Origin of the sequence: Brachyspira hampsonii 30446, assembly GCF_000316195.1 — a bacterium.
Taxonomy (GTDB): Bacteria; Spirochaetota; Brachyspiria; order Brachyspirales; family Brachyspiraceae; genus Brachyspira; species Brachyspira hampsonii_C.
In genome coordinates, this window is sequence record NZ_JH994111.1 from 1,088,162 (window position 1) to 1,110,491 (window position 22,330).

Annotated in this window: 18 protein-coding genes; 10 read left to right on the top strand and 8 right to left on the bottom strand. The window is 27.4% G+C overall.

The window, feature by feature from the left end; all coding sequences use genetic code 11:
- Window positions 1–43 precede the first annotated feature (43 nt).
- The 5 genes from A966_RS09615 to A966_RS09635 all read left to right on the top strand — a co-directional run bounded on the left by A966_RS09615 (window position 44) and on the right by A966_RS09635 (window position 4,270).
- Window positions 44–343, top strand: coding sequence for a hypothetical protein (locus tag A966_RS09615; protein ID WP_008725020.1), 300 nt, complete (start codon window positions 44–46; stop codon window positions 341–343).
- Between the two features lie 24 nt (window positions 344–367).
- On the top strand, window positions 368–724 hold the full coding sequence (locus A966_RS09620; RefSeq protein ID WP_008725022.1) for a hypothetical protein: 357 nt from the start codon (window positions 368–370) through the stop codon (window positions 722–724).
- 57 nt (window positions 725–781) lie between these two features.
- Window positions 782–2,629 (top strand): bifunctional metallophosphatase/5'-nucleotidase, encoded by a 1,848-nt coding sequence (locus A966_RS09625; protein WP_008725024.1) that lies wholly within the window; start codon window positions 782–784, stop codon window positions 2,627–2,629.
- Window positions 2,630–2,766: 137 nt separating this feature from the next.
- Window positions 2,767–3,348: a nicotinate (nicotinamide) nucleotide adenylyltransferase gene (gene nadD / locus A966_RS09630; protein WP_008725026.1), complete on the top strand. Its 582-nt coding sequence runs from the start codon at window positions 2,767–2,769 to the stop codon at window positions 3,346–3,348.
- Between the two features lie 22 nt (window positions 3,349–3,370).
- Window positions 3,371–4,270: an ABC transporter substrate-binding protein gene (locus tag A966_RS09635; protein ID WP_008725028.1), complete on the top strand. Its 900-nt coding sequence runs from the start codon at window positions 3,371–3,373 to the stop codon at window positions 4,268–4,270.
- 49 nt (window positions 4,271–4,319) lie between these two features.
- Here A966_RS09635 and A966_RS09640 read toward each other — a convergent pair whose 3' ends face one another.
- The 3 genes from A966_RS09640 to gyrB all read right to left on the bottom strand — a co-directional run bounded on the left by A966_RS09640 (window position 4,320) and on the right by gyrB (window position 7,580).
- Entirely contained in the window at window positions 4,320–4,622 is a 303-nt protein-coding gene (locus A966_RS09640; protein ID WP_008725030.1) for a PTS sugar transporter subunit IIB, read from the bottom strand.
- A 9-nt stretch (window positions 4,623–4,631) separates the two neighbouring features.
- Entirely contained in the window at window positions 4,632–5,603 is a 972-nt protein-coding gene (locus tag A966_RS09645) for an NAD(P)-binding domain-containing protein (RefSeq protein ID WP_008725031.1), read from the bottom strand.
- Between the two features lie 66 nt (window positions 5,604–5,669).
- Complete coding sequence (gyrB, locus tag A966_RS09650; RefSeq protein ID WP_008725033.1) at window positions 5,670–7,580, bottom strand: DNA topoisomerase (ATP-hydrolyzing) subunit B; 1,911 nt, start codon at window positions 7,578–7,580, stop codon at window positions 5,670–5,672.
- Between the two features lie 194 nt (window positions 7,581–7,774).
- On the opposite strand from gyrB, the gene A966_RS09655 reads away from it, so the two are divergent.
- The 4 genes from A966_RS09655 to A966_RS09670 all read left to right on the top strand — a co-directional run bounded on the left by A966_RS09655 (window position 7,775) and on the right by A966_RS09670 (window position 13,668).
- Entirely contained in the window at window positions 7,775–10,315 is a 2,541-nt protein-coding gene (locus A966_RS09655; RefSeq protein WP_008725035.1) for a helicase C-terminal domain-containing protein, read from the top strand.
- 116 nt (window positions 10,316–10,431) lie between these two features.
- Window positions 10,432–11,628 carry a hypothetical protein gene (locus A966_RS09660; protein WP_008725038.1) on the top strand — a complete coding sequence of 399 codons (1,197 nt, stop codon included), beginning with the start codon at window positions 10,432–10,434 and terminating at the stop codon, window positions 11,626–11,628.
- A 31-nt stretch (window positions 11,629–11,659) separates the two neighbouring features.
- Window positions 11,660–12,742 carry an ankyrin repeat domain-containing protein gene (locus A966_RS09665; protein WP_008725040.1) on the top strand — a complete coding sequence of 361 codons (1,083 nt, stop codon included), beginning with the start codon at window positions 11,660–11,662 and terminating at the stop codon, window positions 12,740–12,742.
- A 41-nt stretch (window positions 12,743–12,783) separates the two neighbouring features.
- Window positions 12,784–13,668 carry an Rpn family recombination-promoting nuclease/putative transposase gene (locus A966_RS09670; protein WP_198643177.1) on the top strand — a complete coding sequence of 295 codons (885 nt, stop codon included), beginning with the start codon at window positions 12,784–12,786 and terminating at the stop codon, window positions 13,666–13,668.
- A 10-nt stretch (window positions 13,669–13,678) separates the two neighbouring features.
- Here A966_RS09670 and A966_RS09675 read toward each other — a convergent pair whose 3' ends face one another.
- From A966_RS09675 to A966_RS09695, 5 genes are read right to left on the bottom strand one after another with little or no spacing between them, the layout of a single operon-like run.
- Window positions 13,679–14,485, bottom strand: a complete 807-nt coding sequence (locus A966_RS09675; RefSeq protein WP_008725045.1) for an NADAR family protein — start codon at window positions 14,483–14,485, stop codon at window positions 13,679–13,681.
- Between the two features lie 28 nt (window positions 14,486–14,513).
- Window positions 14,514–15,683: a CapA family protein gene (locus A966_RS09680; RefSeq protein ID WP_008725047.1), complete on the bottom strand. Its 1,170-nt coding sequence runs from the start codon at window positions 15,681–15,683 to the stop codon at window positions 14,514–14,516.
- A gap of 38 nt (window positions 15,684–15,721) precedes the next feature.
- On the bottom strand, window positions 15,722–17,110 hold the full coding sequence (locus tag A966_RS09685) for a hemolysin family protein (protein ID WP_008725050.1): 1,389 nt from the start codon (window positions 17,108–17,110) through the stop codon (window positions 15,722–15,724).
- Window positions 17,111–17,134: 24 nt separating this feature from the next.
- A complete protein-coding gene (locus A966_RS09690) occupies window positions 17,135–17,809 on the bottom strand; it encodes a peptidoglycan recognition protein family protein (protein ID WP_008725052.1) in 675 nt (224 codons plus the stop codon).
- 9 nt (window positions 17,810–17,818) lie between these two features.
- Window positions 17,819–18,319, bottom strand: coding sequence for a chemotaxis protein CheX (locus A966_RS09695; protein WP_008725054.1), 501 nt, complete (start codon window positions 18,317–18,319; stop codon window positions 17,819–17,821).
- Window positions 18,320–18,604: 285 nt separating this feature from the next.
- Here A966_RS09695 and dnaE point away from each other — a divergent pair, with 285 nt between their 5' ends.
- On the top strand, window positions 18,605–22,315 hold the full coding sequence (gene dnaE, locus A966_RS09700) for a DNA polymerase III subunit alpha (RefSeq protein WP_008725056.1): 3,711 nt from the start codon (window positions 18,605–18,607) through the stop codon (window positions 22,313–22,315).
- The last annotated feature ends 15 nt before the right edge of the window (window positions 22,316–22,330 follow it).

The following is a 22,330-nucleotide window of genomic DNA, read 5'->3' on the forward strand; positions in this document are numbered from 1 at the left end:
AAAAGTATAAAATAATTATTTTGGAAATATTATATTCTTTTTAATGAAAAAACAACAGCAAATTAAAGAATTAAATAAAATTATAAAAGATAACAAACTCTCTAAATTAAATAATGAATTAAAAAAAATATTGTATAGCGAGTTGGAAGCAGGAAATAAAATAAGAAAAATATCAGTTGGAGGATTTAATGATAAAGAGCATTTATTTATTTTATTAGATAAGCCTTTTACTTCAAAAATAGAAATATATAATGTAAAATATACAGAAATTAATGATCCGCATTATTGGAAGTCAGAATATACAGATTTACTAAATAAACAGACTATAGCTTGTTATTTTTGAAAAATTATAATTAAGGAGATAAAAATGGAAAACTTTAATTTAAATGATATAGAACAAATAATGACTTTTTATTTGATATTCAATTTCGTTATATTTGCATGTATTATATATATTATAATATCTTTAATTTTTAGACTGATTCCTAAAAAACAAGAAGAAAAAAATAAAGATAATAAGAAAAATAAATCCTTAAATAAAAAGAAAAAGAAAGACATTATAGATTTATTTTGGACTGAAGATAAAGAGAGCAAAGGAAGAACTATATTTAAAAGATCTTTTCTTATAGTTCTTATTATATTTACATCATATTATGTATTTAATTCTATAATTTTTATAACAGATAATATAGATATAGTGAAAAAAGTTTTAAAAATAGAATAATTTGTGTGCTTTTTTATCATATTTGTATTATACTTAATAATATATTGAGGTACATATATGAAAAAAGGATATTTAATAATGGGAATTATATTATCAGCATTACTGACATCATCATCATCTTGTAAAGATAATAATAAAATATATCCTGAAGGAGAAGTTAATTTTACTATAGTTCAAACTACAGATATTCATGGTATGATTTTTCCATATAATTTTATTACAGATAAAGTAAAAAACACTTCTATGGCTCATGTATCTTATTATGTTAAAAAATTGAGAAATGAAGGAAAAACAGTTTTACTTCTGGATAACGGTGATTCTCTTCAGGGACAGCCTACAGTTTATTATTATAATTTTGTTGCTACTAATGAAAAACATATATGGTCTGAGGTTTTAAATTATATGAATTATGATGCTGTTTGTATAGGCAATCATGATATAGAGGCTGGTCATAATGTTTATGATAAAATAGAAAAAGAATTAAAAGCCCCAATTATAGCAGCTAATTTAATAAATGAAGAAAATAAAGAACCTTATTTTAAACCGTATCATATTGCAGAGAAAAACGGAGTTAGAATAGCTGTACTTGGTCTTACAGAACCTGCTATAGATAGACAGCTTCCGAAAGTATTATATGAAGGTTTAGAAGCTGAGGATATGATAGAGGCAGCCAAAAAATGGATAAAAATAATAAAGGATAAAGAAAATCCTGATATTATTATAGGTCTCTTTCATTCTGGAGCCAATCATAATGAAGATAAAGAAACTTATAAAAATGAAAATGCAAGCCAATTAGTAGCAGAACAAGTAGACGGATTTGATATTATATTAGTAGGGCATGATCATCAAGGCTGGAGCGGACTTGGATATGATGATATAACTAGACAGAAGACAAAAACGGTTAAAAGTCCAAGCGGAAAAATAGTTCCTATATATGGAGGAGTTAATGCGGCAAGATATATAGTTTCTATTGATGTTTCTATGATTTATGATAAAGATAATAAAACTTGGAATATAAAGTTTAATGGTGATTTATTAGATCCTTCTCAGTTTGAAGCAGATAAGGAATTTTTAGAAAAGTTTGCTGATGCAAGGTCTAATATAGAAAAATGGGTAAGCAGAGATATAGGTAATTTAAATACTAAATTAGTTTCAGATGAGGCTATATTTGGAGACAGTTATTTCTTAAGCCTAATACATCAATTACAGTTTACAATAGCTGAAAAAGAACTTGGAGAAAAGGCAGATATATCTTTTGCTGCTCCTTTAAGTAAAGATGCCGTTTTGAATAATGGCATAATAAAAGTAAAAGATATGTTTGGTTTATATCCTTATGAGAATTTTTTCTATGTTATGAAATTGACAGGAAAGCAGATTAAAGATATTATGGAATATTCTTATGGAAGATGGTTTAATACTATGAATGATATTAATGATCATTTAATAGCTTTCAAGAAAGATTCTAATGGGCAATTAATATTTAATAACAGATATAATTCTTATGATACAATAACACCTTCATATAACTATGAGAGTGCTGCAGGATTAAATTATACTGTTGATGTAACTAGAGCTAATGGTGATAAAGTTATTATAGAGTCTTTTTCTGATGGAAGAGATTTTGAATTAGACAAAGAATATAAAGTTGCTATAAACTCTTATAGAGGAAGCGGCGGCGGCGGACATCTTACTCAAGGTGCAGCAATAGATTTAAAAACATTACAGAATATGGATTTGGTATTAAAATCTACAGATAAAGATTTAAGATATTATATAATAAATTGGTTTGAAGATCAAAATGGAGCTATCACAGTTGAAAAACTTAATAATTGGAAAGTAATTCCTGAAGATTATGTTCAGGCTGGAAAGAAAAAAGATTATAAACTTTTATACCCTGATAATTAATATTAAATAAATATTTTAATTTCAATGTATAAATTAAGCCTATTTTGATAATTATTAATCTATCATAAATTATTATTGCAAATTATTAAGCTAAATATTAAAATGTATGACAAAATTAAATATAGGTTTTATAAATTATGAGAATAGCTATTCTAGGCGGTACCTTTGATCCTCCACACTTAGGTCATTTAATATTAGCTGATACTGTTATAACTAACTGCGATTATGATAAAGTAATTTTTATACCGACAAAAATTCCTCCTCATAAAAATATAAGCGGTGAGGCATCAAATGAAGATAGACTTAATATGCTTAAACTTTCAATACTAAATGATGAAAGATTTTTATTAGATGAATATGAGCTTAATAATGAAGGAGTTTCATATACTATAAACACATTGGATTATCTTTATAAAAATTATGATATTGAAGGAAAAATCGGACTTATAATAGGTGCCGATTTGGTAAAAGATTTTGATAAATGGAGAGAACCTGAAAGAATTGCTGCTATATCAGATATAACTGTTGTGAATAGGGAAGATGATGAAAATTTATATAAAGCAAATATTGATAAATATAATATTAAAATTATAATGGCACCTCGTATAGATATATCATCAAGTCTTATCAGAAATAGAATAAAAGAAAAAAAAGGATTCAGGTATTTTGTAACAGAAAAAGTTTATGATTATATAGTATCAAAGAAATTGTATTTATAAAATTTAGAAATAGGAAAATAAAATGAAAAAAATAAAGTTAATATTCATAATACTTTTTATTTTTATAAGCAGTCTTTATACTCAGGAAATGTATCTTCTTAACGGTCCTACTGGAATAGGGGGATTAAAAATGATGAAAGACTATAAGGCAGTAAATATTCATTTTGTAAATGCTCCTAATAATATGCTGTCATTAATAGTGAAAGGGGAGGCTGATATAGCGGCAATTCCTGCCAATATGGCAGCTATAATTTTTAACAGACAATTAGATTATAAAGTTATTGCTATAATATCAGAAACGCAGCTTTTTATAGTATCAGCAAATGAAAAAATACAGACTATAAATGATATAAAAAATAAAACTGTATACTGCGGTACTAAATTGGCAGCACCAGATTTGATGCTCCAGTATTTAATATCAAAGGAAAATTTGCCCAAAGTGAATATTAATTATTCTTTAAGTAATCCTGATTTAGCAAAAGCAGTTGCATCGAAAAATGCAGATATTGCTATATTACCTGAACCTTTCGTGTCTTCTGCTATGCTTGAAAATAAAGATGTGCATATAGTTGTTGAGATGTCTAAATATATAGAGAATTATCCTGTAGCAGTTCTTATTGCGAAAAATACTTTTATTAATCATAATAGGGTATTAGTTAATGAAGTGCTTAGAGAATATGAAAAATCTACTTATCATATATTAAATAATAAAAATGAAGTAGAAACTCTGATAAAGGATTCATCTATGATAATTAATGCTAAAGCTGCAGTTTATGGTATGAATAGAATGGGGCTTACTTTCTATAGCGGTGAAAAAATGAAATTTGCTTTGAACAGTTATTATAATTTTTTATATAATTTTGATAAGAAATTAATAGGAAATAGAATACCTTCAAATGATTTTTATTATATAGAAAGATGATATACTGCTGCATAATACAATTATTTTGAATTATGCAGCAAATTAATAATTATTTATGTTTTAATTCATCTAAATATCCGGAAGATTCAAGTTTTTGTTTAAACTCTTCTTCAGATAATATATTTTTTATTCCTATTACTTTAGTACCGTTTTCTTCTGTATGTTTGAAATCATCAATAAAACTGTTAGGACAGAAAATTAAATCATAATCGCCTGTTTTACAATGATTCATATCACAGTGATCAATTGATAAATTTTCTATTCCTAATTTTATCAAAGCCATTTGGGCTTTTTCTTTCATCATCAAACTAGTACCTGTTCCATTTGCACAAACTACCAATACTTTTAACATAATTAACTCCTAATTATTAGAATTTTTTATTAATTCATGTACATATTTAACTATATCAAATCCTGCATTTAATGCTTTAGCAATAGATCCGCCTGATTTATATAGTATATCCCCAGCTATAAATAAGTTTTGAACAGAGCTTTCATGGTTTTCATTAACCTTAGGTACGCCAGATTCATCTAATTCTATAGAGCATCTTTTTAAGAAATCTACAGGAGCAACACCTCCTAATGCATATATTACTCTGTCGTAAGTATCTTCTGTATCATCGGTATAATGTACTAATACTTTTCCTTCTTTATCTTCTATAGATTTTATATCAATACCAAGTTTTGCTTTTACCTTTCCGCTTGCTATATCTTCTTTAATAGTTTCTAAATTCTTTTCATTTGGTCTTGTAAACTCAGCTTTTCTATAGTTGATTGTAACATCATTGTCTTTTCCTAACAAATAAGCGTACTCAACAGCTGAATTTCCGCCTCCTACAACCAAAACTTTTTCATTTTCTTTGCATTTATAAATATTGAAATTTACTACAGCATTAAGACTAGCCGGTATAGGATAATCAGGTTTATTCGGTCTTCCCATTTTACCAATAGAAACTACAACATATTTTGATATATATTTTTTATTATCAGAAGTGTTTACTTCTAAATACTCTCCGTTTTGCTGAATAGATTCAACTTCAGTATTAAACATAGCCTCTATATAATTTCCAAATAGACATTCGCTGAATAAGTCTAATACATCTCCTTTAGTTGCAGTTTCAAATTTTATGTTTCCCTTTAAATCTAAAGCCTCACCCTTATAATCTTTATCAACTCTTTTATCATCTTTATAAAATTTTCTGATAGTTGTAGAGTGATTATCTCCTTTTTCTATTAAAAGAACTTTTTTTATTTCTAATATAGAAGCCTCAACAGAAGCAGCAATTCCTCCCGGACCGCCTCCTACTATAATTAAGTCGTATTTATTATCCATAATTGTCTCCTTTTTTAAATATGTAATTAGCATACATTTGAAATAGAGCTATTTACAAATATGCAATTAAACATCTAAATTTTTAACATACCTTGCATTAGATTCAATAAAATCTCTCCTAGGTTTAACCTCATCGCCCATAAGCATAGAGAATAATTGATCTGCTTTTTCTGCATCCTCTGTTAATACTTGATACATAAGTCTGGTCTCTGGGTTCATAGTAGTTTCCCATAATTGATCTGCATTCATTTCACCTAAACCTTTATATCTTTGTATATCATATTTTCTGTCTTTATTTTCAGATAATATTTTATCTCTTTGCTCATCTGAATAAGCATATACAAAATTTTTCTTGTCAAAACTTATTTTATACAATGGAGGAACAGCTATAAATATATGTCCTAAATCTATCAAAGGACGCATATATCTAAAGAAGAATGTTAAAAGCAAAGTTCTTATATGAGAGCCGTCAATATCAGCATCAGCCATTATAATAACTCTTCCATATCTTATCTTTGATATATCAAATGAAGAACCAACACCGCATCCTAATGCTGCTATTATAGGCTTCAAACTTTCATTATCTATAATTTTATCAAGTCTTGCTTTTTCTACATTCAAAACTTTACCTCTAAGCGGTAAAATAGCTTGGAAATGCCTATCCCTTCCGCCTTTGGCAGTACCACCTGCAGAGTCTCCCTCTACAAGATATACTTCGCATTTATCAACTTCCTGCTCTGAACAGTCAGCCAATTTTCCCGGTAAAGAATCGCTTTCTAATGCATTTTTTCTTCTCGCTAAATCTCTTGCCTTTCTTGCAGCTTCTCTAGCCTGTGCAGCAGATATGATTTTTTCTAATATAGCCTTTATAACTTTTGGGTTTTGTGAGAAATAGTCATTTAAACCTTCTACTACAAGTTTTTCAGTTACAGCACGAACTTCTGTATTTCCTAATTTAGTTTTTGTCTGTCCTTCAAACTGAGGATTAGGTATTTTTACTGATACTACAGCAACAAGTCCTTCTCTTGTATCTTCACCCATAAATGTTATTTTATTTTTTTTATCTAATTCAAGTTTTTTGGCAAAATCGGTATAAACTCTAGTTAAAGCAGTTCTAAATCCAACTAAATGAGTACCGCCCTCTGTTGTATTAATATTATTACAGTATGTAAATATATTTTCATTATAAGCATCAACATACTGCATAGCCACTTCTACATCAGTTTTATCCTCAGTTTTATGAAGATAAATAGGCTTGTCATGCAATGCTTTTTTATTTTCGTTAAGGTGGGTAATGAACATCTCTATACCGCCCTCATAGTAGAATTCATTGCTTACAACTTCAGCTTCTCTTTTGTCTGTAAGTGTTATTCTTATTCCTCTGTTTAAGAAAGCTAATTCTCTTAATCTGTTTGCAAGAATTTTATAGTCATATATTGTAGTTTCAAATATATCAGCATCAGCTTTAAATGTTACAGTAGTTCCGTTACTTGTGCTTGTTCCTACTTCTTTTACAGGCTCTTCCGGAACTCCTCTATGATATACTTGTCTGTACAATTTACCGTCTTTTCTTACCTCAGCAATAAGCTCTGTACTCAAAGCATTAACTACAGATACACCTACACCATGCAAACCGCCTGATACTTTATATGTTTCATTATCGAATTTACCGCCGGCATGCAGTTTGGTCATAACAACTTCCAAAGCGGAAATCTTTAGCTTAGGATGCATGTCAACAGGTATACCTCTTCCGTCATCTTCTACTTTTATTATATTGTCTTTTTCTATAGTAACAGTTATATTCTTACAATATCCCGCCATAGCTTCATCTATACTATTGTCTACAACCTCATATACTAAGTGATGCAGACCTTGAGCACCTGTAGAACCGATATACATACCAGGACGCTTTCTAACAGGGTCTAATCCTTCCAAAACTTGAATGTTTTTCGAGCTATATGTTTTTTCTGCAGCCATATTTGTAATTTTCCTCTTTAATTTGTTTTCAAATTTTAATTAATATATTATACAATGAATAGATAAATATTACAAATGAAAATTACAGTGTTTTTATATGAAAGTTAGAATCTTCTAATTGTTTATTTTTACATTTTAAATATGAAATTAATAATTGACAAAGATTTCGATATATACTATATTATTATACTAATATGAATAATAATTATGCAAAAGAAATAGATAATGTATTTTCCATAGATGCAATTAATTATATGAGAAAGGCAATAGTAGATGCCTATGGCAATGAAGTATATTTTGGAATAAATTTTAATGCTTATGGAATACTTGACTATATAGAAGTTATGGCAAGGGGAAATAAAGACTCTGTACCAGCAATAATATCATTATCATTAGAATTTGATGCTGTAATTCATAATCACCCATCTGGACAGCTCACTCCGTCAAGAGCAGATTTAGCAATAGCAAGCGAACTTGGAAACAATGCAGGAGTAGGTTTTTATATAGTTAATAATGATGTTGATGATTATTATGAAGTTGTAAAGCCTATAAAAGCAGAAAATATAAAAACTATAGATGCTCCCGATGCTTTATATATGTTTACAGAAAATGGGCTTTTAAGTCAATTATTAAAAAAGTACGAATACAGACAGGAACAGACTGAACTAGTTGAAGCTACTATAGAGGCATTTAATAATAATAAACATTTAATATCGGAAGCTGGTACTGGAATAGGAAAATCTTTTGCATATTTAATACCTGCTTTACTATGGCTAAAAGAAAATAAAACAAGAATAGTTATTTCTACAAACACTATAAATTTACAGGAGCAGATTATTTCAAAGGATATACCTTCTATTATAGGGGGAATTGCTCCGAATGTCAAATATGCTTTGGTTAAGGGCAGAAATAATTATGTATGCATAAAAAAAGTAAAAGATGCTTTGAATGATACTGATAAACTAGATTTTGAAGAGCAGATAAATTTCTTTGAAGATATAGATCATTGGCTTAATATAACTAAAGACGGTTCTATAACAGATTTAGGATACAAACCCAAAGGCGAATTATGGGAAATGGTTTGCTGCGATACTGATACCTGCACTCATAGAAAATGCGAATATTTAGAAGACTGCTATTTCTATAAAATGCGTAAGCAGTTGAATGCAGCTCAATTATTGATAGTTAATCATCATATACTTTGTGCAGATTTATCTTTATACGCTGAAACTGCAGGACGATATAGTCTTCTTCCAAGATATACAAAAGTGTTAATCGATGAAGCACATAATTTTGAAAACTCCGCTTCAAGTTACTTCGGTGATGAAGGAAGTAAAAACGGAATATTAAAGGCACTTTTCTATATTTCAAGGATAAAGAAAAATAAAAGACTTGGGGTTATAGAAAGTATTAACAATATGCTCAATGAAAAAAAAGCATTAATTGAAAAGCATGAATACGATGAAATACTTGATTTGATAAACAAAGCACATGATTTAACTTCAAGGGTTAGGAATATTGTTGAAGATAAATCAAAAGAGTTTATAAATTACTGTCATAAAAATATACAGACTAAAGAGGGACTAGGATATAAATTCAGAATAAGTCCAGAGCTTGTAAGCACTAATCATTGGAAAAATGACGGATTAAAGCCTCTTAGAGAAATGGTACTTTCAATGACTTCCCTTGTGAATATATGTGATAAATTATATAAAAAGTTTTTTGATATTGCTATTGAAAAAGATTTTGATTATGAAGAAATTGCTCAAATGTCTAATGCTTATTTGGAGAGGCTTAAAAGACAATTAGTATCGTTAAACTCTGTAATAGATTATAAAAAAGACGAATATATAAGATGGGTAGAGACAAGGCTCACAAAAAAAGGAAATCTTATTCTTAATTGGCATTTAACACCTGTAACAGTAGCAAAGAATTTAAATGATTTTCTATATTCAAGATTTGATACTGTGGCAATGTACTCAGCTACTTTAACTGTTTCTAAGAGTTTTAATTTCTTTTCAAACAGATTAGGTTTTGATTATATAGAAAAAAATAAAAAAATAGAAATATATTTAGAATCTCCTTTCAATTATGAAGATAATGCAAGACTCTATATTGCAACTGATATGCCTGATGTGGCTTCTGATACTTTTAATGATTTCACCTCAAAGGTATTATTAGATGTATGTAATATCACAGGAGGAAGGGCTTTTATATTATTCACATCTTTTGCCTCTCTTGTAAATGTATATGAAAACACTGCTGAAAAATTAAAATCTAAAAATATAAATGCTTTGGCTCAGACTGCTTCTGTACATAGACATACTTTACTTGATATGTTTAAAGCATCTTCCAATAATGTACTATACGGAGTAGATTCTTTCTGGGAGGGAGTTGATGTAGCAGGCAAAAATTTAGAAGTAGTTATTATACCAAAACTTCCTTTTGCTGTACCTACTGATCCTATAAGCGAAGGAAGATACAGATACATTGAAGAAAATGGAGGAAATGCATTTTTAGATTATGCTTTGCCTTTTGCTGTTATAAAGTTCAAACAGGGATTCGGACGCCTTATAAGAAGCAAAGATGACAGAGGTGTTGTATTTGTTCTTGATAAAAGACTTTACACAAAAACTTACGGTACTCAATTCATTCAATCGCTTCCTAATGCTAAAATTTTAAGAGGAAGTATGAGAGAAATTTTCAATGATATGAATAATTTTTTTGATTATTAAATTTTCACATATTATCTATATTCAATAATGTCAAGCATATAAATACTTTACAATTTATAATTATAGATTATAATCAATTGTCAATTATTAATAAAAAATAATAAAGGTTATGAAAAATGTCTGAAAATAAGTTAATGAATTTAAGCAGTAAAAAAATAATATATTTCATATTAGTATTTATATTAATGATAATTTCTTCTATTCCTGCTAATGTATATATATTATTATCTGATACTACATACGATGCTGAAAAATTAATTTACAATATGATTTTTAATGGTTTTTATTTTCAACTTTTTTATTTTTTCTGCTATTCATTTTTATTTAGTATAAACAGTAATTTTGAAAATGTTAATAAAAGAACAATACTAATAACATTTTTATCATTTCTACTCTTACTTTTGCTTGGTATATTTACTTCAGCTCCTTTAAAAGATTCAATACCTGATATGCTTGATTTTTTTATGTCTAATATAATGATTAATAAAAGTATATTATCTTATATAATGTTTTTTATTATAATACTTTTAGCTGATAACAATTTTAAAAATAATACATCTAATAGTTTTACTAAGATAGGAGATATAATTGTATTTTCTACAATAGCAGGAATTATTGCATTTGTATTTTGGGTATTCATTGTTTTTTTATATGATAAATTTACTTTTAGAGCTTATATAGTAAATGATTTAGAACCGTTAATAGAAAAACTTATTTTTATGTCTATTGTATTTGTTTTCTCTCTAATACCTTTTATATTTTTCTTTGTGCAAAATAGATTTAAAACTGTTTTATCAATATATATTTCAAGAGGGTTATTATTTTTATATTCATTTTTAATATTCGCTTTATTTTTTGCATTACTATATGAACCAATAAGACCTTTTTACAATACAAAATCTTTTATAATTTATAATGCATTATTAATTTTATCTGTTTTTACTTTATACTTTGTAAGAGCTGACTATAAAGCTGGAATAATAACAAAATCAATGTATATAATATTTCCTATACTAGCATTTTTATTTAATATATTAGTGTTAAGTACTAGCATATACAGAGTGATTATTTCGGAAAATAAAATAAATGAAATTTCTATAACAGTTCTTAATATAATAATAGCTGTTAATTTAGTATATATAACAATACAAAATATAAAATCAATAATAAAAATATTAAAAAACAATATTAATATAAATGAGGCAGTGATTGGAAATAATAAAATATACAGCTTTATTTATGTTTATGGTATTTACTCTTTTATTTTTTCTTTTATAGCTCCTATTGTAATGGTATTTTTTAAAGATAAATAAAAGTTTAATAATTTAAAGAGGTTTATGAATTATGAAAAAGTTAATATTTATTTTATTTTTATTTAGTCTGTATTTATACAGTCAAACGGATAATAAAACTAAAGCTTATGAAAGATTAAGAGAATATGTGAATGAAGGTAATGTTAAAGAAGCTGAGAATATTCTTAAGAAATATAATGTCAATATTAATGATCTTGATTATGAAGATTTTACATTATTATCACATGCAGTTATGGATAATAATATAGAAATGGCTAAGCTTCTTTTGAAATATAAAGCAGATGTTAATACTGTAGTAAATGATGGAGATACTGCATTGATACTTGCAGTTGATAATAATAATATGGAAATGGTAAAACTACTTTTAAGTTATGGGGCTGATATTGATTATCAAGGCTTTAGAGGAAGAACAGCATTATTTTGTGCTTTAGAGTATAATAGAAAAGAAAATATTGAAATGGTAAAACTATTAATAAAAAATAAAGCAGATGTTAATATATCTTATGACGGAGATAATGAAAATGAAGAAACACCTTTAATGTATGCTGCTATGAAAGGCTATAAAGAAACGGTAAAAATTTTGATTGCAAATAAAGCTGATATAAATAAAAGAAATAGCAATAATGTAAATGCTTTGATTTATGCTTATATGTTTGGACATGATGATATAGCAGATATTTTACTTAAAAATGGTTCTGATTCTTTGAATAAAAGTTTAAAAGTTTGTGATCTTAATCAATCAACTTTACTTAGCGGTAATGTTCCATTGATAAATACGGTAGTGTATTCTACCAATGAAGTTTTTTTACAAAAGCTGATTGATAGTGGTGCAGATGTAAATTATCAAAATGATGATACCGCATTGACAGAAGCAGCTTATTATAATAATATTAATGCTGTAAGAGTGCTTCTTAAAAATAATGCCGATGTTAATGTTCAAAATAATGGCAAGACTGCATTAATGTGGGCTTGTCGTAGCGGAAATTTAGAAATGACAAAAATGCTTTTAGAGGCTGGTGCTGATAAAAATATAAAAAATGGTAATTATGATGCATTGTATTATGCCATAGAATACGGAAAAAATGAAGAGATAATAAAACTCCTTACAAAATAAAAAATATTTACTTTTGTTTTATTTTTTGTTATAATCTGTTTATGAGAAATATAAATAGAATGAATGACTACTTTGTCCGTTATCTTTTAGGCTCTGTAGGTAATGAAGACATACTTGAAAATATAGTTAATTGTGTACTTAGAGATTCAGGTTTTGAAGAAGTTTATAATTTAGAAATAATAAATCCTCATAATTTACCTGAAAATATTAATCTTAAAGAGTCTGTTTTAGATGTTAAAGCAATTACTAAAGATAATAAAAAAATTATTATAGAAATACAGCTTTCTGGAAATATTGATTTTGTAAAGAGAATATACTATTATATATCAAAAAATATAGTAAGCGAACTTAATGAAAATGAATCTTATGATATTATTAGCCAGGTTATAAGTATTAATTTTGTGAATTTTAATATGGACTTTTACGATGAAGGTAAAGCTCATAGATGTTTTAAGCTCATAGATACTCAAAATCATAATGTATCATTGGATATTATTCAAATGCATATTATAGAAATACCAAGATTTATAAAAATATTACATAATTCAAATACAGATGATATTAAGAAAAATAAAATATTATCTTGGATAGAGTTTTTTACAGTTAAAGATTTAGAAGAAGTAAAAGATAAATTAAAGGAGGTTAATGGTATTATGCCTAAAGTAATAGATAAATATGAAAGATTTATATCAAGTAAAGAAGAAATGGAAGTTTATAATGCTAGAGATGCTTTTTTATACGGGCAGACTTTAATGCTTAAAAGAGAAAGAGAAGAAGGTATAAAAGAAGGTATAGAGAAAGGTATAGAGAAAGGTATAAGAGAAAATCAAATATTGACAGCTAAAAATATGAAAAATAAAAATATGGATATTAATCTTATTAGCGAATTAACAGGCTTGAGTATAGAAGAAGTAGAAAAATTATAATTAATAGAAATTATATGTCTTTATAATTTATGAATTTAGTCCAATCTATCAAATCATAATTTTTATATACTCTTTTTATTTCATCTCTCACTTGCATTAAAGCAAAGCCTAATAAATTTTCTCCTTTCCAACAAAATGGATTTTCTATATTTTCATCATCGTATTTCATTTTTATTCCCCATACTTTATCATAAGGACTTGCCTCAGCTAATACTTTGTTTTTTGTGCTTAATAAGAAATTCCTTAATTCAGTATTTTGTGAGAACTTATAATAATTGCCTATAAATACTATTTTATATTTCATTTTATCCCACACTTCATCATCAAAATTTTTAACTTTTCTTCCAAGTTCTTTTATAGCTTTAGGCTGATTGGTATTCAAAATTTCATTCGCTGTGTCTTTATCATCAAATAATAATGCCTTATTGTACATCATATATTTTTCCATGCAGTTAAATGTCAAATCATTCTCTATAAAATCTTTAATATACCACTGACTTAATGATGATTTATTAATTTCTTTTTTATCATTAGTATGTCCGTAAAAGAATAGAAATTCAATCTTCTTACCAGAATTAAAATCTTTTTGAAGTTTTAATAAAGAATATTTTTGATTTAATTCTATATTATTACAATATAATGTTTTATAATCATTAATCGGTTTTATGTCATAAAAACCTTTAAATATTATAGGCTCTTCAAAAAGTTTTTTATATTCTTCTTTATCATCATTTGAAAGTTTATTAAAATAATTGCTGAACACTTTATTATAAGAACTTCTATTTACAAACCATATAGGAGGAATTATCTTTATCATAAAAATCCTCTTAAGACATTTATAAATATTAATTATGTGCTAAACTATTGTTAGATATAATACTTATGTTGGTTATATTGTAAGCAAACATAGTTTTTACTTTATCATTTGTAAGAGGAGAGTAAAAATTATGTATAAGCTCATAACCTTTTTTTATGGCATTAGTATCATAAGTGCTGTATACATAATTGCTTGCCAAAGCAGGCATATTAATATTAGGGTCTTCTTTTATAGGCTTCATTATTACCTCAAATCCATTTTGCTTAAAGAAAGCATAATAAGTTGGTACATAAGAAAAATTAATCTCTTTATTTTCATTGATTTTTAATGATACAACTGTACCTATATCTAGATGAGGATATCTTCCTTTATGATTTGCAATGAAATTACCCAATGAATATATTATTATTCCGCTATGATTAGTTCCTTCATAAATTTCTACAGGTCTTGGAACATGAGGATGATGACCTACTATTATGTCAACTCCATTTTCTATTAAAGCTCTTGCAGTTTCAATTGTTTTTTCTTCAGGATATGTTGTGTATTCTAATCCGAAATGAAGAGATATTATTTTTATTTCATTGTTTGTAGCAAGTGCTAAATCAGATTTTACTTTTTCTAGCAAATCTTCCTGTTTTGGAAAGAAATTCATAAAATAGAAATGTCCATTTTTATTTGTTTTATGACTTAATCCGTTATCAAGCATAGTATATGCCGATATGAATAAAGGTATATTATTAATATTTGTTATAATAGGGCTTATACTAGGAGAATTAGTAGAGCCTCCTAAAGTTAGTTTATTGTTTCTGTGAAGTTCTGCTACAGTTTCAGCCTCTGCCTGTGCTCCTTGATCATAAGCATGATTATTTGCTATTGAAAAAGTATTAAAATAATTAAAAAAATATTTTAAATAATCTAGTGAGCCATTAAATTCTGGATAAGGCATAGGAGGTTTATTTGTATTTACAACAAATTCTAAATTAGCAAATACAATGTCCCCTTGAAAATAATCTTTTAAATCTATTAAAACATCATTGCTTTCAAAAGCATTTACAATAGTAGGGTGCGTCATTATATCGCCTGTAAATACTAATTTAATACTTTTAGGAGGTTCTGGATTTTTTTCTTTTTCCTCTTTATTATCAGCACATGAAGATAGTAATATTAAAAATAAAGCAAAGATTATTTTTTTTATCATAATTATTTTCCTAGTTAGTAATTATTTTTATAATTATCTTATTCATTTAAAATTTCTAAATCATTTTTTTCTAAATCAGATGTTTCTTGTGTATCAGTATTTTCATTTTCATTTGTTCTTGTATATTTTAGAGGGGTGAATTCCATTTCAACTATTCTTCTGTCTTCAACTTTCATTATTCTCACCCTGTATCCTTTAAGTATGAAACGCTCATTAATTTCAGGAATATGATCCAACATATCAATTACATATCCTGCTATAGTTTGATATTCTTCATGCTCTAATTGCAGTTTTAAAGTTTTATTAACATCTTCTATAGGAGCATTTCCATTTATTATAATTCTTTTACCTTTAAATCTTATTACATCAGCTTCTTTTTTATCGCTTTCGTCTTCTATATCTCCCATTATTTCTTCTATTATATCTTCCATAGTAACAAGTCCTGCAGTTCCGCCGTATTCATCAATAGTAATTACCATCTGAAGTTTTTTCTTTTGCATATCATTAAATAAGCTGCTTATAGTCTTAGTTTCAGGTACAAAATATGGAAGCATTATATAATCAATGGCTTTCTTTTTTATTTTATTTAATTTTCCGCCTCCTTTAACATATTCTTTAAATAAAGCTCTAGTATGAAAAATTCCTATTATATGATCAACAGTTTCCTCATAAACAGGAAATCTTGAAAGCCCTGTTTCTACAGTAAGTTTTATTATTTCATTTACATCAGTTTCAGCTTCAATACATACCATATCAACTCTTGGAGTCATTATTTCTTCTACAGTTTTATTTCTGAAATCTATTACACCTGTAAGCATTTCATGAGTATATTCCTTAATTATTCCTTCTTTATGCCCCAAATGTATTATAGTTGTTATGTCGTCCATACTTGATAATGCACTTCTTTTTTCAGCATCTCTTAATCTTTTAGGTACAAAATAATTCATTATAAAAGTAGTTATTTTATCCATTAAAAAAGTTATAGGCTTGAATATAAAATGACAGAACTTCATAAAGTATAGAAGATAAGGCATCATTTTTTCAGCATTAACTCTCATAATCACTTTAGGAAGTATTTCTCCAAATATTATAATTAGTATTGTTATTGTAGCAGTAGATATTGTAACCATTAAATTAGTAGATATATTAGGCAGAATATCTGCTAGTCTCACAGCAAATACGGTTATGATTGAACTTGCTGAAATATTTACTATGTTGTTGCCGACTAATAGGGTAGGTATCATAGAGCTTGATTTTTCCCAATACTTTTTATCTTCTTCCTTTATTTTTTTCTCTCTTACTAAACGCATCAAAGTAACATCATCAATAGAAGTATATGCAGTTTCGCTGCCTGAAAATAAAGCAGAGAGCATAATCAAAATAATAATGATAAATATTTCAAATAAATAAACTAATAGTATTTCCATAAATAATAAACCTTATATTTTTATTTAAATTCTTTTTCTTAATTCTTTCATAAAATTAGTACCAGGATCTCTTTTTCCCGGATTTATGTATTTTGTATTTAATTCTTTATATAGAGAATAATGAGGGAGAGTTTTATCTTTATATTCATAATGTGCTATTATATATTTTATACTTTTATATTTGCTTTTTATATATTTTATCAATTTTACATTAGCTTCCAATTGTTCTTTTGTCAATTTATCGGCATAACCTATATTTTCTATGCTTATAGAAGTATAATTAAATCCTACAGTATGCCTTGCTATATATTCAATAGGAGTATTTTCGTATATAGTACCATCAAAATCAACTAAGAAATGAGTTCCTACATTTACTTCGCCTCCTGCTTCTATATCGGGTCTCCCTATTAAAGTATCACTTTTAAATATATTTACGGCTATACTTAGATTGGGAGTTTCTGTAGAATGTACGACTATTATTTGAGGATTATCTAAATATATTAGTTTACTGCCATAATGAGTTTCTGTATATTCAGATAATAATTTTAATCTGAGAGCATTCGGAGTGATTTTATATTTATCATTTATATCCGGCTTTATTACTATATCATTAGTATGTACAATATTGTTGCTTACAGTATTACTGCATGATGATAATAATAAAGATATTATAAATATATATATGATATTTTTTATCATTTAATATTATTATGCATCCATAGCAATATTAACACTTACAAATCCTAGAGAAGATTGGAAAGGAATAATTATAGTTTGCAAATTTTTAGGTATAATTTGTATTTCTTTTCCAAAGTAAAGTATAGGAGGAGTGATATCGCAACTAATACCTTCTTCAGCTAATTTAGTAATTGCAAGACCGCTTATAGTATTTCCCATTTCATTGATAACGCTTCTCATCATATCTTCAAATTCATCTTCAGAGTCGTATTCACCTCTTTTTTTATCTGTAAGATTTTCAGTAAGAAGCTGAGAGAAATTTTCAGGAAATTCATAAAGCACCTGTCCATTAACATCGCCAACAATTCCTATAGCAACACCATATCCGGAGAATAGCTTACGACCTTGTCCTTTAACTAAAGTACCTTTTTCCATAGTAAGACCAGCCATCTCTTTAAATATTGATACTAAAGATACAATAAATGGATTAATGAATCTAACGTCCATAAATTTTATAGGTGTTGTAGCCATGTATATTTCCTTTTAAATTTTATTTTTATATTTTAATTATAACATAATTGATTATTATTTCAATTAAAAAATAAATCTAATTGAAATTATAGTATTAAAAGAGAAATTGTCAAATTTAAAAAATAAAAAAATTATTTATTTCTTTGTATAGTGTATATTAATTTTATAAATTAAATACCGTAAATATTTATAGTAGATAAATAAAAACTATTTATATATTTGTTAAATTTAACTTGATATTTAACTTAAATGATATAAAATAATAGCATCAAATAGGGGTTTAATATGTCATTTGTTCATTTGCATGTACATACACAATATTCAATACTTGATGGGGCAGCCCGTATTAAGTCATTATATTCTAAAAAGGATAAAACTAAGAGACTTATACCGGGGTTAATAGATAGGGCTAAAGAATTAGGTATGCCAGCAATAGCCATGACTGATCATGGAAACATGTTCGGTGCTATGGAATTTTTCTCTGAAGCTAAGGATAAAGGGATTATTCCTATTATAGGCTGCGAAGTATATGTTGCTCCTAAAACAAGATTTGATAAAAAACTAGAAAACTCTGAAGAAAAAAGTGCCATGCATTTGATTCTTCTTGCTAAAGATAAAGAAGGATATAATAATCTATGTAAATTAGTAACATTCGGATATACTGAAGGTTTTTATTATAGACCGAGAGTAGACCATGAATTAATAGAAAAATATAATAAGGGATTAATTTGTTTATCAGCCTGCATGGGAGGAGAAATACCTATTGCAATAAGAAAAAAAGATTATAAGCAGGCTTCAAAATTAGCTGAATATTATAAATCTATTTTTGGAAATGATTTTTATATAGAACTTCAAGATCATAATATGCCGGAAGAAAAGTCTTTAAATAGTGCATTATACCAATTAGCTAAACATCATAATATAGAATTGGTAGTTACAAATGATGTGCATTATGTATCAAAAGAAGATGCTAAAGCTCATGAAATACTTTTAGCGATACAGACTAAAGCTACTTTAGATTCGCCAAGAAGATATAAATTTCCAAGCAATGAATTTCATCTAAAGACAGAAGAAGAGATGATGAAGTCATTTGCAAAACTTCCTAAAGCATTTGAAAACACTGTAAAAATAGCAGAGCAATGCAAAGATTTAAATATAATGACTAAAACTTATTATATGCCTAATTATGAGCTTCCTAATGGAGAGACAGAAACTACAGCATTAAGGAAGATGTGTATAGAAGGTCTTAATAAGCATTATAATAATAATATTCCAAAAGAAGCTATGGAAAGACTTGATATGGAATTGGGTGTCATAGCTAAGATGGGATTTGAAGGATATTTTCTTGTAGTTCAGGACTTTATTAACTATGCAAGAAATCATGATGTGGCTGTAGGTCCGGGTAGGGGAAGTGCGGCTGGTTCAATAGTTGCATTTGCTACAGGAATTACTAAAGTTAATCCTCTTGATTATAATTTGCTTTTTGAAAGATTTTTAAATCCGGAAAGAAAAAGCATGCCCGATATAGATGTTGACTTTCAAGATGATAAAAGAGAAGTTGTAATAGATTATGTAACAAATAAATATGGTAAGGATAATGTATCTCAAATAGCTACTTTCGGAGCTTTGGGAGGACGATCTGTTATAAGAGATGTTTGCCGTGTTATGAATATAGATTTAGCTACTGCAGACAGACTTGCTAAAAGTATACCTGATGATATTAAAAGGGTTGTAGATATATATGATCACCCTGATTGTGCTGCTTTGGTTAAAGAAATAGAAAGCAGCAGAGAATTAAAAAATATGTATGAAATATCTACAAGGCTTGACGGATTAGTTAGAAATGTAGGTTTGCATGCGGCTGGAGTTATTATATCTTCGCATCCTATAATGGATTTAGCACCGGTTTATCAGGATTCTAAAACAGGTACTAGAGCTTGCCAATATGAAATGACTTATGTTGAAAGTGCGGGTCTTATAAAAATGGACTTTTTGGGTATTAAAAACTTGAGACTCATAAAAGATGCTGTAAAAGATATAAAAGAAAGATATGGTGTTGAAATAGATATAGATAAACTTCCTTTAGATGATGAAGCTGTTTATGAAATATTTAGGAAAGCTGATACAGGCGGTATTTTCCAATTTGAAAGTGCTGGTATGCGTCAGATGCTTATAAATATCAGACCTACAGGATTTGATGACTTAGTATCAAGTGTAGCATTATTTCGTCCGGGACCTTTAAACTCTGGAATGGATAAAGATTATGCTGACAGAAAAAATAAAAGAAAAGAAATAGTATACAAGCACCCAGATTTAGAGCCTATACTTAAAGAGAGTCAGGGAGTATTAATATATCAAGAGCAGATTATGGCTATAAGCCGAGTTATAGGCGGATTTACTGCTGCTGAAGCTGATGATTTAAGAAAGGCTATGGGTAAAAAGATCGTAGAGAAAATGAACTCTATGGAAGAGAAATTCATTAAGGGTGGACTTGAAAGAGGTTATGATAAAGAGTTATTAACTTATTTATTTGATACTATGAAAGGTTTTGCTGAATACGGTTTCAATAAATCGCATTCTGTTTGCTATGCTTTAATTGCATATCAGGAAGCATATATTAAAGCTCATTATCCTATGGAATATTATGTTGCACTTCTTAATACGGTTATAGCTGATACTGATAAAATATCTTTATATCTTAATGAAATTAAACAGAAAAACATAGAAATAGTTACAGCCAGCGTTTTTGAAAGCGATGCTTTATTTTCTCAGAAAGATGGTAAAATAGTTTATGCTTTACATGCCGTTAAAGGTGTAGGACTTCATGCTGCTTTAGCTATTCAAGAGGAAAGAGATAAAAACGGACAATTCAAAAATTTAGAAGATTTTGTGAAAAGAGTTGATGTTCATTTGGTCAATAGAAAAGTTTATGAAACATTAATTAAATGCGGTGCTTTTTCAGGATTCGGACATACTGAAAGTGCATTGCTCTCCTCTCTTGATGCAATACTCGCTCATGCTTCTAATTATCAGAAAGAAACTTTATCAGGTCAGACTATGCTTTTTGATTCTATGTCTGAAGATGACAGCGGAAGTGCTTCTTTGGTGATAGAAAAACAAGTAGAATATGCTTCTAATATTTTAATGGAAAATGAAAGAGAAGTTTTAGGGTTTTCATTGAGATATCATCCTTTTGCAAGATATGTTTCTCAAATTGATTATAAATATTTCCATAATACTTTGGATATTGATAATCTTAAAGATAAAGATGAGTTTTTACTTCCTTGTGTTGTTATGTCAGCTATTGAAACAACTACAAAGAAAAACACTCCTATGATTACATTAAAGGTTATGGATATATTTACTGAATATGTATTTTATATTACAGCCAATGCTCAGATAGAAAAATTTAGAGATATACTAGAAGAACAAACAGGAATATTAATAAAAGGACGAAGAGATAAAAATAGATTCTCAGAAAAAATATATAATAATATAGTTGATATAAAATTATTAGATTCTTTCTTAAAAGATAAAAATCTTAAACTTAAAGAAGTAAAAAGAGATAATATAAAAAGAGAAGCATCTTCAGAAATGAAATCTGAAAATAAGAGAGTTTCTGTAAATAAAAATGATGCTCCATTTAAAAATACTTCTAATAAAGAAAATGATATTAAAAGATCTGATAATGTTGTTTCTAATGAGGCATTTACAAGCAGACCTAATAATAGCATTGGAGTAAAACATAATAACAGCGGTAAGAAGCAATTAGCATTATATATGAATAAAAATATATTTGATGATATGGATTTATTATGTCTTCAAAATGCTATATCTTCAAATCCGGGAGACTATACTATATTCTTGAAATTGAAATCTGAAAGCGGTATGGAAGTATTTAAAATAGGGGAGAATTATAAAGTTGATCCTAATCCTAGATTTTTAAATGAAGCTAAAAGTGCATTGAGATCATTAATAGAAATTGAATATGCTTAAGTAATTAATTTATAT

What these genes read in the sequence shown, in the direction of transcription:
- A966_RS09615 (WP_008725020.1), top strand. Translation starts at nt 44, where the DNA reads ATGAAAAAACAACAGCAAATTAAAGAATTAAATAAAATTATAAAAGAT.
- A966_RS09620 (WP_008725022.1), top strand. Translation starts at nt 368, where the DNA reads ATGGAAAACTTTAATTTAAATGATATAGAACAAATAATGACTTTTTAT.
- A966_RS09625 (WP_008725024.1), top strand. Translation starts at nt 782, where the DNA reads ATGAAAAAAGGATATTTAATAATGGGAATTATATTATCAGCATTACTG.
- nadD (WP_008725026.1), top strand. Translation starts at nt 2,767, where the DNA reads ATGAGAATAGCTATTCTAGGCGGTACCTTTGATCCTCCACACTTAGGT.
- A966_RS09635 (WP_008725028.1), top strand. Translation starts at nt 3,371, where the DNA reads ATGAAAAAAATAAAGTTAATATTCATAATACTTTTTATTTTTATAAGC.
- A966_RS09640 (WP_008725030.1), bottom strand. Translation starts at nt 4,622, where the DNA reads ATGTTAAAAGTATTGGTAGTTTGTGCAAATGGAACAGGTACTAGTTTG.
- A966_RS09645 (WP_008725031.1), bottom strand. Translation starts at nt 5,603, where the DNA reads ATGGATAATAAATACGACTTAATTATAGTAGGAGGCGGTCCGGGAGGA.
- gyrB (WP_008725033.1), bottom strand. Translation starts at nt 7,580, where the DNA reads ATGGCTGCAGAAAAAACATATAGCTCGAAAAACATTCAAGTTTTGGAA.
- A966_RS09655 (WP_008725035.1), top strand. Translation starts at nt 7,775, where the DNA reads ATGAATAATAATTATGCAAAAGAAATAGATAATGTATTTTCCATAGAT.
- A966_RS09660 (WP_008725038.1), top strand. Translation starts at nt 10,432, where the DNA reads ATGTCTGAAAATAAGTTAATGAATTTAAGCAGTAAAAAAATAATATAT.
- A966_RS09665 (WP_008725040.1), top strand. Translation starts at nt 11,660, where the DNA reads ATGAAAAAGTTAATATTTATTTTATTTTTATTTAGTCTGTATTTATAC.
- A966_RS09670 (WP_198643177.1), top strand. Translation starts at nt 12,784, where the DNA reads ATGAGAAATATAAATAGAATGAATGACTACTTTGTCCGTTATCTTTTA.
- A966_RS09675 (WP_008725045.1), bottom strand. Translation starts at nt 14,485, where the DNA reads ATGATAAAGATAATTCCTCCTATATGGTTTGTAAATAGAAGTTCTTAT.
- A966_RS09680 (WP_008725047.1), bottom strand. Translation starts at nt 15,683, where the DNA reads ATGATAAAAAAAATAATCTTTGCTTTATTTTTAATATTACTATCTTCA.
- A966_RS09685 (WP_008725050.1), bottom strand. Translation starts at nt 17,110, where the DNA reads ATGGAAATACTATTAGTTTATTTATTTGAAATATTTATCATTATTATT.
- A966_RS09690 (WP_008725052.1), bottom strand. Translation starts at nt 17,809, where the DNA reads ATGATAAAAAATATCATATATATATTTATAATATCTTTATTATTATCA.
- A966_RS09695 (WP_008725054.1), bottom strand. Translation starts at nt 18,319, where the DNA reads ATGGCTACAACACCTATAAAATTTATGGACGTTAGATTCATTAATCCA.
- dnaE (WP_008725056.1), top strand. Translation starts at nt 18,605, where the DNA reads ATGTCATTTGTTCATTTGCATGTACATACACAATATTCAATACTTGAT.